Origin of the sequence: Bacillus sp. F2HM, from assembly GCF_019266135.1 — a bacterium.
In the GTDB taxonomy this organism is placed as follows: domain Bacteria; phylum Bacillota; class Bacilli; order Bacillales; family Bacillaceae; genus Bacillus; species Bacillus safensis.
Genome location: NZ_LRMO01000018.1, coordinates 1 through 13,366 on the forward strand (window position 1 = coordinate 1; position 13,366 = coordinate 13,366).

Here is a 13,366-nt window from a genome sequence, read left to right on the forward strand (position 1 = left end):
TTTGTCTACACGCTGAGCCGGTGACCCTGTCATCGGCTTTTTTTGTGTTTGCATGTGACAGGCCAGCTCCTGAATATAGTATGAAAGGAAAGGAGCATGGCAAGCATATGCAAGATTTTAAATTGAGAGTAAACGAATTTATTGAAGAATTGCACATAGAAATGCAGCGAAGACAACGAGAAGATGGCGCCTTTGTTTTCTGCTTTGAAGGTCCAATGATGACAAATGCTTTTTTGATTATGCTGTTAAAGGCTGTTGGCGATTCGGATCAGGCTTTGGTTCATCAATTAGCAGAAGCGATACGCGAAAAACAAAATGAGGATGGGTCTTTTTCTTTGTATCATGATCAAACGGGACATGTAACAGCCACTGTGCAGGGCTATTGCGGAATGCTCGTTTCAGGCAGGTTTCAACAAGATGAGCCTCATATGGAAAAAGCAGCGCAATATATTCGATCAAATGGCGGATTAAAGAACGTTCACTTTATGACAAAGTGGATGCTCGCCGTCAACGGCATGCACCCGTGGCCGTACTTCTATGCACCACTTTCCTTTTTACTCATCCCTACATACTTTCCGCTTCACTTCTATCATCTTAGTGCATATGCAAGAATTCACTTTGTGCCAATGATGATTGCACTCAACAAACGATATACTTCTCATGAGAAATTTCCAAGCCTAGCACACCTTGATGCAAACATGTCTAAGAATCCATTTGACTGGTTTATGGCAAGAGAAGAACGTTCCACTCATCACTTTCTGACTTACATGCGATCGTATACAGCACTCGACAGCCGGCTGGACTTTTTCGGATATGAAGCAGCAAAGCGATATATGTTTGACCGCCTCGAAAAAGATGGCACACTGTACAGCTATTTAAGTGCAAGTATTTTTATGGTCTATGCACTTATGAGTCTTGGGTACTCCCCAGGACATCACCTCATTTTAAAAGCAGTCAAAGGCATGAAAAAGCTAGTCACTGACTGTCAGGGCAGAATGTATGCAGAAAATTCCACATCCACAGTTTGGGATACAGCGCTTGTCAGTTATGCTTCTCAAAAAGCTGGCAAAAAACAAGAAGACCCAGTCATCACAAAATCTTTCTCATACTTACTGAACCGGCAGCAAATGAAGAAAGCAGATTGGGCGATTCATAACCGGCATGCTGCTCCGGGAGGCTTTGGTTTTTCAGATATCAATACGAATAACCCTGATTGTGATGATACGCAAATTGTATTAAAAGCCATTCCTAAAATATACGCACCAGTTCAGTGGAAGCGAGGGTTTCATTGGCTTCTTTCCATGCAAAACCGTGACGGCGGATTCTCTGCCTTTGAAAAAAATCAAGATCACTTCCTGCTTCGACATCTGCCGCTTGAATCTGCGGAGGATGCAGCAATTGATCCATCGACTCCCGATATTACAGGCCGCGTGCTTCATCTCATTGGTCTTGAAGAGAAAAACATGTCACCGCCTATTCAGAGGCAAAAAGATCAATGTGTCAAATGGCTCCTAAATCATCAAGAGAAAAATGGATCATGGTTTGGCAGATGGGGGGTTTGCTATATTTATGGAACGTGGGCAGCATTAACAGGTCTAAAAGCTGCCGGCATCCCCTCCACCCATCCTGCTGTTCAAAAAGCATGCCGATTTTTAAAGCAGATTCAACGAGAAGATGGCAGCTTCGGAGAATCATGTAAAAGTGCAGAGGTAAAAACGTATGTCCCCCTTCCGTTTGGCACAGTGGTTCAGACGGCTTGGGCAGCAGAGGCACTTTTACAATATGAGAAGCCAGAAGACAAGACGATTTTAAAAGCCATCTCATTTTTGATCCATCATCAGCACACGAGTGAAGCCTTGCACTATCCAGTAGGCATTGGCCTGCCAAAGCAATTTTACATCACTTATCATAGCTACCCATTTGTCTTTCCGATGATGGCTTGTTCCACATTTTTAGAAGAAATGAGGCGTAAGAATGAATAAGGAAGAGTATCGAATGCAGCTCAAAGAGTGGCTTAGCTCCATTCAACCCGCGATTCAAGATGACAACATCCGTCAGAAAGTAGACCAATTATGGTTCTCAATGGATGATGAACATTCCAGTGAACAAGAGTGGTACGAACTGGCAGAACGTATTGCTGAGGACATGAACCCACAAGAAGACATGCGAGAGGTAGCAGCTGGAAGTCACAAGTTACCTCCTCTCCCTTACCGGTATGATGCACTAGAACCGTTTATTTCAAAAGAAATTATGTATTTGCATCACCAGAAGCATCATCAATCATATGTTGATGGTTTGAACCAAGCTGAGCTTGCATTAAAAAATGCAAGAAGAACCAATGATTTTAAAATGATCAAGCATTGGGAACGGGAGCTTGCCTTCAATGGTGCGGGGCACTATTTACATTGTATTTTTTGGTTTTCCATGAGTCCTTCAGGAAAACGAAAGCCCACTGGACAAATGCTTCGTCTCATTGAACAATCGTTTGAGAGCTATGATGCATTTAAATCTCAATTTTCAGCAGCGGCCAAACAAGTAGAAGGTGTTGGCTGGGCTATTCTCGTATGGGCGCCCAGATCTCAGCGATTAGAGATTTTACAAGCAGAACGCCATCAATTTTTGTCACAATGGGACGTGATCCCCCTTCTAGCCCTTGATGTATGGGAGCACGCCTACTACCTTCAATATCTGAATGAAAAAGCGAAATACGTAGATCGTTGGTGGAATGTAGTCGACTGGCGTGAGCCAGAAGCTAGGCTTAAGCAAGCACAGCAAGTGAGATGGACCCCTTTTTAAAACGATGCTCCATATAGGCTAATGCTTATATGGGGTATTTTTAGTTTACATAATTTTATTATTAACACCTTTATAAAGAATAGGTTGTTTTTTCAGAAAATTCGTTTAAAATAAGAAAGATATGTGAGGAAAGTGAGATGAAGCAATGAATGAATATTCTTTTAACCATTAGTCAATTTGCAGGAAGAACCTTTGCAATCTGGGTCATTATCTTTGCATGTCTTGGATTTGCTTTTCCTGACATATTTTCTCAGATTGGACCGTATATCCCTTTTTTACTAGGTGTCATTATGTTTGGGATGGGGCTTACGTTATCTGGTGAAGATTTTAAGGAGCTTTTTCGTAAACCTCTCTATGTGTTAATCGGGGTTTTGGCGCAGTACACACTCATGCCGCTGATCGCCTTTCTTTTAGCTTACGGATTACGGCTGCCGTCTGAAATTGCAGTAGGTGTTATTCTTGTGGGCTGCTGCCCGGGCGGTACAGCATCCAATGTCATGACTTTCTTGGCAAAAGGCAATATGGCATTATCCGTAGCGGTCACAACTATATCGACCCTTCTTGCTCCCTTTTTAACGCCTCTCTTTATCTATATTTTTGCAAGATCATGGTTACCTGTATCACCGGAGGCATTATTTTTGTCGATTGTCCAAGTTGTGCTAATTCCTATTATCTTAGGGGTTATCGTTAAGGTATTTTTGAAAAAACAAGTAAACTATGCGGTTCAAGCATTGCCGCTTGTATCTGTTGCTGGAATTGTGTTGATCATTGCAGCGGTTGTCAGTGCAAATAAAGAGCAGATTCTTCAATCTGGATTGCTGATATTTGCCGTAGTTATATTACATAATGGACTTGGTCTCTTTTTTGGCTACCTGATCGCAAAGTGGTGGAGAATGGATATCCCTTCTCGTAGAGCGATCTCGATCGAAGTAGGCATGCAAAACTCCGGGCTCGGTGCAGCGCTAGCAACAGCACACTTCTCACCGCTCGCAGCCGTACCAAGTGCGATTTTTAGTGTGTGGCATAATTTATCTGGTTCCTGGCTTTCGACGTATTGGTCAAAACGAGGACAACATGACAGTGAAAAGAAAAAAAGCTAGCACCTTAACAGGTGCTAGCTTTTTATAATTGAAGATTATCCTTCAAGTAATAGCTGCTCAGGATCTTCAAGCAGATTTTTAATCGTAACAAGGAATCCAACTGCTTCTTTACCATCGACAATGCGGTGGTCATAAGAAAGAGCTAAATACATCATCGGACGGTTCTCAAAACGTTCTTCATCAATCGCCACAGGACGAAGCTGAATTTTATGCATCCCTAAAATTCCAACTTGCGGGCTGTTTAAAATCGGAGTTGATAGCAGAGAACCAAATGTTCCGCCGTTTGTGATCGTGAATGATCCACCTTGTAACTCATTAAGAGACAATTTGTTATCTCTTGCTTTTTTCGCTAGATGACCAATTTCTTTTTCAATCCCCGCAAATGACAATCTGTCTGCATCACGGACAACCGGTACGACAAGTCCTTCGTTTGCAGCAACAGCGATGCCGATGTCATAGAATTTCTTCAAGACAAGCTCATCACCTTGAATTTCTGCGTTAAGCAGCGGATATTTCTTCAGTGCTGCTACAACTGCTTTTGTAAAGAAGGACATAAAGCCAAGTTTGACATCATTTTGTTCTAGGAAGGCATCTTTACGACGCTTTCTTAAATCCATCACCGCTGTCATATCGACTTCATTAAATGTCGTCAGCATCGCAGCCGTTTGTTGAACTTCAACTAAACGTTTTGCAATTGTTTGTCTGCGGCGTGACATTCTTTCACGTTCAATAGGCTTACCTGGTTGTTCAGTTTGCACCGCAGCATTTGCTTTTGGCGCGGCTTTCGGTGCACTTGCAGGTGCTTCATTCTTTTGATAAGAAGCGACATCCTGCTTTCGTACCCTGCCCAGCGGATCTACGGTTGGAATCTCAGATAAGTCTAACCCCTTCTCTCTCGCTAATTTTCTAGCTGCAGGAGAAGCGATGGTTCTGCCATTACCAGCTTTCGGCTCTTCTTTCACTGCTTCTTCTTTTTGAGCAGCTGCCGGTTCTTCTTTCGATGCTGGTGCAGAAGCTTGCTCAGGTGCTGGAGCTGCGGACTCGCTTCCGCCAGCTTCACCTGCTGCAATCGTTCCGATGACCTCTCCAACTTGTACAGTGTCACCAGAATCTTTCAGCACTTCTTTTAATACACCAGATTCTTCAGCAGTCAGTTCGACATTGACTTTATCTGTTTCAAGTTCTAGCAGGTACTCCCCCTGCTCCACATAATCGCCCGGCTGCTTTAGCCATTGAGCAATCGTTCCTTCCGAGATTGATTCCGCTAATTCAGGTACTTTAATTTCCGCCATTTTTCATTTCCCCCTTAGTTTTTGCGAGTCAAGCTATCAGATACAATTCGTTCTTGTTCTTTTTTATGCACAGTTGGATCACCCTCAGCCGTACTTGAACGTCTTCTTCGGCCGATGTAACGTACTTTTACTTTTTCAGGCGCAATTTCACGTAAATATGGCTCAATGTATCCCCAAGCTCCCATATTTTGCGGTTCTTCTTGCACCCATACGATTTCTTCTAAGTTTGTCAGCTTTGTTAAAATTCCTTTAATATCTTTGGCTGGGAACGGATATAGCTGTTCCACTCTTGCAACGTGAAGCCAATCTTTCGGCTCTTCCATTTGAGTAAAACGATCACTAATATCAATGGATACCTTCCCGCTAGATAGCACGAGACGCGATACTTTTTCGTGTTCATGTACAAGACCTGGCTGTTCAAGAACTGGACGGAACTGTCCATCTGTTAATTCTTGGACTTCAGACAATGTGTTCGGGTTACGAAGCAGACTCTTCGGTGTCATAATGACAAGCGGACGAATCTCTTCACGAAGCAGCATTTTCGCCTGTCTTCTAAGAATATGGAAATATTGCGCTGCACTTGTCAGGTTCGCAACTGTCCAGTTATTCTCAGCAGCTGATTGCAGGAAGCGCTCTGTTCTTCCACTTGAATGCTCAGGACCTTGTCCTTCATATCCATGCGGCAACAGCATGACTAAACCTGATTTTTGTCCCCATTTTGCACGGCCAGCTGAGATAAATTGATCGAAATACACTTGAGCCGCATTTGCGAAGTCTCCGAATTGAGCTTCCCAAATCACTAACGTTTCAGGAGAATAGACATTATAACCATATTCAAACCCGATGACTGAGCCTTCTGACAGTGGACTGTTATGAACTGTAAACGATGCATTTGCATCACTTAGTTCATGAAGAGCAATAAATTCATCTCCCGTTTGACTGTCGTGAAGAACAAGGTTTCTTTGAGCGAAAGTACCACGCTCTGAATCCTGTCCGGTCATTCGAATTGGCGTACCGTCTTTTAATATAGATGCAAATGCGAGTGCTTCCCCAAGTGACCATTCTACTTTACGGTCATCTGTAAACACTTTTGCACGTTTTTCAAGGATCCGCTTCAGCTTACCAAATACTTGGAAATCATTCGGCCAGCTGATCAATTCTTCATTCAGCTTTCGCAATACATCAAATTCTACTGATGTATCCACTGCTGGGAAGCCGTTTGATACAGGCTCTGGCAGTTCGATTTCTTGAATCGTATGCTCTTTCTTTGAAGGCACCTTTTTATAAGCTTCTTCTATTTTTGCTGTCACAGCCTGCTCGATTTCTTCACGCTGCTCTTTTGTCAAAAGACCTTCTGAGACAAGTTTATCTGCAAAGATATTCTTGACCGTTTTGTGCTTTCTAACCGCATCGTACAGCATTGGCTGAGTTGTAGAAGGCTCATCCATTTCGTTATGACCGTATCTGCGGTAACCGATCAAGTCAATAAGGAAATCCTTCTTGAAGCGTTTGCGGTATTCTACTGCTAGCTGAACAGCCGCTAAACACGCTTCTGGATCATCTGCATTGACATGAACAATAGGAATCTCAAATCCTTTTGCAAGGTCACTCGCATATTTCGTCGAGCGAGATTCATTGCTTTCTGTTGTAAACCCGATCATATTGTTGGCAATAATATGGATGGTTCCGCCCACTTGATAGCCTACAAGTTGACTTAAATTTAATGTTTCTGCCACAATTCCTTCTCCAGGGAATGCTGCATCCCCATGAATTAAGATGGCTAACGCTTTTTCAACGTCTTGAACTGGATAGCCTTTTTGAGTACGTGATTCCTGAGCGGCACGCGTGCTTCCTTCAATGATTGGATCAATGAACTCCAAGTGACTTGGGTTATTAGCAAGCGTAACTCTCGCACTCTTTGTATCTTCGTCTTTAATTTGACGGTCAGCTCCAAGATGGTACTTAACATCCCCTGTCCATCCGTAGCTGATGCCAATAGAGCCCTCTGATGGAACGAGCTCTTTATTTGGCGCATGCTGGAATTCTGAGAAAATGATCTCATATGGCTTTCCTAACACATGTGCTAATACATTTAAACGGCCCCTGTGTGCCATTCCAATGTTAATATTTGAAGTCCCTTGTGTAACAGACTCTGAAATAATTTCATCAAGTACTGGGACAAGTGCGTCTAAACCTTCTATAGAGAAGCGCTTTTGCCCAACAAATGTTTTATGAAGAAACTGCTCGAACTGCTCAACTTCTGTTAATCTCTTGAATACAGAAACTAGTTTATCTGCTGGTTTTTTCTTAAATAGTTCACCAGATTCGATTGATTTTGAGAGCCAGTTTCGCTCTTCGAAGTCATGCACGTGATCAAACTCAAATGAAATGGTACGTTTATACGTATTTCTCAAATGGTTAATGGCTTCTATGCCGTTTGAGATGTGTTTTGGTGCATCCGGACTAATAATAGATATCGGAATATTCTTGACATCTTCTTCTGTTAAACCGTACTCCTTTAAAGGAAACAGCTCTTGTAATTCCTTTTCTTTGCGAAGAGGATTGACGGAAGCATTTAAATGGCCATACGTTCTGATGTCTTCTGCCAGTTTAACGACTGATGCTATCTTTTGGATTTGTTCAGAAGTAACTACGCTATTTTCTTTTTTCCCAATTTCCTCCTTCATTTCACTCGGTGGTGCACCAAGTTCATCAAATATGCCTCTTAGATCTTCATCAACACTAGTAGGATCTTGGACATACTGATCGTAGAGCTCGAGCACATAGCCGAGGTTCGGACCATGAAATTCTTCCCAACTCAACGGTTGTTTCACATCATTTTGAAACATTTTGAACACTACCCCCAACTTTGATCATCAAGTGATTGAACACTATCTCGATATAACTTCCAGAACACAATGACCAAATTTATGTAATAAAACGCTTCCAATAATATTCTACCACTGTTTTGGATTACTTTCTACATTCTTTGTTCAATTAAAGATAAAAAATTCACAGAAAAACAAAAAATTTAAATCATTCCGAAAAATAATTTGAAGAAAGGGGCAAAACCTTATGCCCCAATGCTTTTATGCAGCAGTTTCTTCAGTAATGGATATAAAACATCTGGCAATGTATCGACATCTGGTACAAAAATGCTGAACTTGCCATACATATCTTGAATGGTTTTCATCTGTGCTTCTTCTATCGGTGAATTGGATAAAAACACATTGATCACCTCAATGCCCTTTTTCCTCGCTTCAAGAACTGCTTCATGCGTATCGACAATCCCGTTTTGTTCGTAGCTGAAAGCAGCTGGCTCTCCGTCTGAAAAGACAATCAGAAACTTTTGCTCTTCTCTTCGCTTTAAAATCATCTTTGTCATTTGACGGATCGCATAGCCATCCCGGTTATCCTCTTCTGGCTCAAGAGACATAATAGAAGGCCCTGCATCAAATAGAGAATCTTTGAACGACACGACTGTGTTGAAGTAGTTTGGCTGACTTGTTTCTGTTGCGTCGTTTGTATCTTCCCAAAACCCAACAATTTGATGTGGGACTTGCACGGATTTTAACGCTTCATGAAAGAGAACAATGCCTTTTTTCGTCTCATCCATCTTGTCAAACATGCTCGCTGAACAGTCTACTAATAAGGTGAAAACAGCATCAATCTGAGAAGACGGTGCCTGTTTTTTATAGAAAAGACGCGGGTTAGACTCTGTAAAGTAGCGAATCAGCTTTTTACTGAGACGTCCTGCATGAAGGTCTGTTTTAGGCCATGATTTTTTATGTTCAAGTGTTTTTTGGATCATTTGTTTTAAGCGTTTCTGATAAGGCTCAATTTCCTTCGCATGCTGCTTGTATGCATCGATTTGTTCTGGCTTAGGAGGATCTGGTGAAATCATGACTGGAAACGCATATTTGTTTTCTTTTCCATTCTCATGGCCATCTGCTCCGCTTTCTTCACCTTCAGCCTCTTCCAGCGCTTCAAGCTTTGAATAATCTTTTCGGTGTGTTTGCTTTGCAGAGCCTTGGACAGTTCCGAGTGCCTGATCTCCGTCATCACCTTCTCTTGCCGCATCCTTACCAAGATCACTTTTACCGCCGTGCTCTAAATCAAATTGAAGGAAGCTTTTGGATGGCGCTTCGGTTTCTCGATGCCACACTTCCATATACTCTTGGTGAATGTCTTCATCGCCTTCTTTTTCTCGGTCGACTTTGATGTCCTCACTTAATGTAGGTTTTCTTTTTAAGTCATGGAACAGCGGTTCTTTTGCCGCTTGTTCATAGTCCAATTCAGGGAAGAAAAAGTACGTATTCAGCATATCCTTTTCAAGCAGTTCATCGAACCCTTCCATCAATTCTTTGACAATAGCTGCGATGTCTGCTGTTGAACCCGCATCATACACACGTTCAAGACTTGACTCAATAAACGGAATCATCGGGTTGATCTGCTCATGAAGAGGCGGAATCTCTTCGAGCGGAGAATCAGCTGTCAGCTTCACATAAATCGCACAAAAGAGTGCATCTGTTAAAATACTTCGTTCTTGGTTAATCGTTAATTGTGTCTTAAAGTGACGCCGGTACAGCTCTCTTCTTCGTTTAAATACCTTTTTTGTTCCTGGGCGGTCATGTTTAATCCGCTCTTCAATCCGGATATCTTCAAACAGCATAAACAATTGTTTACATACATCAGGAATGGATAATGTATGAGCAAAGCGAATGATCCCCTGAAATACCGTAAGATCACTATAAACCGTGCCTACTGCACGAAGGAACACATCACTTTTCAGCCCTGCTAGCATATCTTCTTGTTTACGATCATCCCAAAAATGACTGATGAAAATTTTCTTTTCAAACGGTTCATAGTAGGACTGCACACCGTATTCAAGCTCGACATCATCACTTTTTGCTAACGTTTTGGCTAAATCCGTTAATTCCATAAATAAAAATGAATCGATTCTGCTGTCATTAAATTTGATGAATTTCAAAAGTCAGAACCTCACTCGAATAATGTTTGGGCGATATTTCTTACCGCTGCTTTTTCCCGGTCATCTTCCAGCTTTTCAACAATGCCTCGTTCAACGGCACGAAGCGGCGGAATGTATTGCGCAAGATCACAAGTATCTAGGAGCGCGCGGATGGATGCTGCTTCTTCACTCACCTGTCCGTTATGAGCTTGTGTAATGAGGTCTGATGAGAGCTGAACGAATTGATCAATTAACCGCTCATCCTTTAAAACAGATTGAGATTGCAGTACATCTTTCAGAATTCCGCCCCCGATATATGGAACGTCAATGACCACAAAACGGTTTTTTAACGCTTCATTTAGAGGCACTGTGCCGACATATCCTTCATTGATTGCCGCAATGACCCCAAAGCCTTCTTCTGCTCGAACAACCTCACCTGTAAATGGGTTTGTCATCATTTTTCTGTAGTCGAGTACACCATTTAAAATAGGCAGTGTTTCTGGCTTCGCCATGTTGATTTCATCAATATATAAAAGATGGCCTTTTTTCATTGCTTTTGTCACAGGTCCTTCAATGAATTCAATCGAAGCCACCTGACCATCATTGTGGATGGTTTTATAGCCAATCAAGCTTTCGGCATCAAGATCAACCGAGCAGTTCACACTGTGCATCGGCTGCTGAAAGAAAGCGGATAATGTTTCTGCGAGTTTTGTTTTACCTGAGCCGGTCGGTCCCTTTAAAAGAACGTTTTTTCCAAGTGCTAATGCAATCATGGCATCTTGAATGATAGAAGTATCCTGTGATTCATAGCCGCCTGTTCCAATAAGTGGACGAAATTCTTCTTCCAGCACTTTTGCTTTTGCTTTAATCATTGCTTGAATTTCTTCTGGGAGTGATTGTTCGTTAAACATGTATGATTAATTCCTCTCTTCGATCATTTTCCTCACCAAGTATACTAAAAAAACCTTTATGCACTCAATACATAAAGGTTAGACTTCTGTTATTTTACCATTTCTTTTGTGATCGATCCGCAAGCGATTCGTTTCCCTGAGTTACCAGAAGGGTTACTTAAGTAATCATCTGCTTCTGCATGAATGATAAAGCTTCGCCCATTTTGATCGATTAATTGATTCGGGCCTCCCTTTAACGTCACATCTGGTACGTTCACAACAACATCAATTTGTCCATCTGCTCCTACCTCTAAATTAGGCATATCTCCAGCATGGTGCCCCTTTGGATTGTCAAAACCATGCTCTCTATGGGTTGGATTAAAGTGAGCTCCTGCCGTTTCAAAATCTGGCGTTTCACATATTCCTGTTTCATGAATATGAAAACCGTGAGCTCCTGGCGGCAGCCCTTTCGCTTTTACATGCAGATCCAGGCCATTTTCTGAGGACCCTCTTATTTCAATGCTTCCTATTTTTTGCCCGCTTTCGTTTATGAGTGACGTCGTGACTGGTGCTTGTTTAGGTGCTGCAACTTCGCTTGTTTCTTCTGTCGTTTCTTTTTTTGGCGGTGCATGACATGCTGATGCGGTAAAGATCAAACATATCATGATCATCCACACTGACTTTTTCATTTATGACTGCCCCCTTTTGTTATCAGTATGGACAATCACAGCAGCGGGCAAACAAAAAAAGCCGAAAATCGGCTTTTTTTAGAAGAAACGTTTTGCACCTAAGTAGGCTTTTTTCCAATATGGATTGCTTAAGTTCGAGATTCCTACTCCATTGTCACTTGCATGAAGGAAATCTCCCCCGCCAAGGTATAGCCCCATATGAGAAGGGCCTGCTTTGTACGTTGTAAAATAAACAAAATCTCCAACTTGTGGTGTGCTTACAGGAGTCATCATATTCCAGTAGCCAGCTGTGCTTAATCTGGATACAGATGAAACTTTGTTAATGAGATAGTAAACAAAGCCGCTGCAGTCAAATCCTGCTGGTGTATTACCGCCCCATCTGTAAGGAACGCCTGTCAGCTTTTTCCCTTCTTGGATCATTGTCGTGATCTTTGCATTCATTGGTACATTGTTTTTGTTATTGTCGACCGGAGTTGTTGAACCGTTAGACGTAGAACCATTCGATCCAGTTGAGCCGGAAGCTGCACCATTAATTTTTAATACTTGTCCAATTCTAAGCACATCACTTTTCAAGCTGTTGGCTGTGCGGATTGATTGAACCTGTACTTTGAATTGATTCGCAATTTTCCATAACGAATCGCCTGATTTTACAGTATAAGATGTTGTTTTCCCGCTAGAAGACTGGTTACTGTTTGAATTGCTTGGTTTAGTAGGTTTGGGCTGACTTGGTTTTGATGCAGCCGTTCCTTTTACTTTCAATACTTGATTCGGATAAATCATATCAGATTTTAATCCGTTCAATGTTTTGATTTCACCAATCGACATATTTAGCGAATTCGCAATTTTCCAAAGTGAATCCCCTAATTTAACCTTGTATGTACTTGAAGATGATGAACTATTTGAATTCGTTGTCTTATTGCTTGAGCTGGAATTTGAAGATGAGTTTGAATTTGATGACTGGCTTCCGCTCGTCTTCGTGCTGCCAGAGACCTTTAGCTTTTGACCAGGACGAATCAGGTCGCTGTTTAAGCTGTTTAGGCTTTTTAAGCTTGCAACTGACATTTTATGATTTTTTGCAATCAGCCATAAAGAATCGCCAAGCTTTACAGTATAGCTGGAAGTCGTTGAAGCACTTGATTTCTTTGCTTTTGACCCTGTTGATGAACTGGATTTCTTGCTTTTTTCACCAGGAATTTTTAAGCTTTGCCCTGCAAAAATCATTGTCGTTTTTAATTGATTAAGAGATTGAAGCTCCGAAATAGTTGTATTGTACTGTTCGGCAATCTTCCAAAGTGAGTCACCGCTTTTCACCTTGATCGTCTGTGCTTCTGCCGGTGCAGCAAACACAGCTGAGCCAGCGATCGCTGAAACTGTGAGGCCGGTTACTACTTTTTTCTTCATAGAGGAATCTCCGCCTTTCGTGATTTTGTTTAATAAGACTTATGTACTAGTTTTGAGTTTAGCATTTAATGGTTCTGCTTCTCTTGCACTATTTTATCTGTATTTCTATTATATTACTCGACATGAAGACGTTGGGCAATAACAAATAGGCTAAAGCAGCCAACTCAAAATGCTAAAACAAAGCCATATCGTTTCTATCGGCTGTTTGTTGTATTTATAAACATTTTTT

9 protein-coding genes are annotated in these 13,366 nt (G+C 41.7%); 3 read left to right on the top strand and 6 right to left on the bottom strand.

Annotated elements, in window-relative coordinates; all coding sequences use genetic code 11:
• Window positions 1-107: 107 nt before the first annotated feature.
• The 3 genes from AWT60_RS11160 to AWT60_RS11170 all read left to right on the top strand — a co-directional run bounded on the left by AWT60_RS11160 (window position 108) and on the right by AWT60_RS11170 (window position 3,896).
• Window positions 108-1,982: a terpene cyclase/mutase family protein gene (locus AWT60_RS11160; protein ID WP_197203075.1), complete on the top strand. Its 1,875-nt coding sequence runs from the start codon at window positions 108-110 to the stop codon at window positions 1,980-1,982.
• Window positions 1,975-2,796: a superoxide dismutase gene (locus AWT60_RS11165; RefSeq protein WP_218677272.1), complete on the top strand. Its 822-nt coding sequence runs from the start codon at window positions 1,975-1,977 to the stop codon at window positions 2,794-2,796. Before AWT60_RS11160 ends, AWT60_RS11165 begins: the two co-directional genes overlap by 8 nt.
• 149 nt (window positions 2,797-2,945) lie before the next feature.
• Entirely contained in the window at window positions 2,946-3,896 is a 951-nt protein-coding gene (locus tag AWT60_RS11170; protein WP_197203073.1) for a bile acid:sodium symporter family protein, read from the top strand.
• Window positions 3,897-3,931: 35 nt separating this feature from the next.
• Here the strand turns inward: AWT60_RS11170 and odhB are convergent, their stop codons facing one another.
• From odhB to AWT60_RS11200, 6 genes are all read right to left on the bottom strand, one after another.
• Window positions 3,932-5,188 (bottom strand): 2-oxoglutarate dehydrogenase complex dihydrolipoyllysine-residue succinyltransferase, encoded by a 1,257-nt coding sequence (gene odhB / locus AWT60_RS11175; protein WP_024422686.1) that lies wholly within the window; start codon window positions 5,186-5,188, stop codon window positions 3,932-3,934.
• 14 nt (window positions 5,189-5,202) lie between these two features.
• A complete protein-coding gene (sucA, locus tag AWT60_RS11180) occupies window positions 5,203-8,037 on the bottom strand; it encodes a 2-oxoglutarate dehydrogenase E1 component (protein ID WP_197203072.1) in 2,835 nt (944 codons plus the stop codon).
• Between the two features lie 224 nt (window positions 8,038-8,261).
• Window positions 8,262-10,178 carry a vWA domain-containing protein gene (locus tag AWT60_RS11185; protein ID WP_197203071.1) on the bottom strand — a complete coding sequence of 639 codons (1,917 nt, stop codon included), beginning with the start codon at window positions 10,176-10,178 and terminating at the stop codon, window positions 8,262-8,264.
• Between the two features lie 11 nt (window positions 10,179-10,189).
• Window positions 10,190-11,068 carry an ATP-binding protein gene (locus AWT60_RS11190; RefSeq protein ID WP_041109487.1) on the bottom strand — a complete coding sequence of 293 codons (879 nt, stop codon included), beginning with the start codon at window positions 11,066-11,068 and terminating at the stop codon, window positions 10,190-10,192.
• A gap of 89 nt (window positions 11,069-11,157) precedes the next feature.
• A complete protein-coding gene (locus tag AWT60_RS11195) occupies window positions 11,158-11,736 on the bottom strand; it encodes a superoxide dismutase family protein (RefSeq protein WP_218677273.1) in 579 nt (192 codons plus the stop codon).
• A gap of 78 nt (window positions 11,737-11,814) precedes the next feature.
• Complete coding sequence (locus AWT60_RS11200; protein ID WP_076841070.1) at window positions 11,815-13,137, bottom strand: C40 family peptidase; 1,323 nt, start codon at window positions 13,135-13,137, stop codon at window positions 11,815-11,817.
• Window positions 13,138-13,366 lie beyond the last annotated feature (229 nt).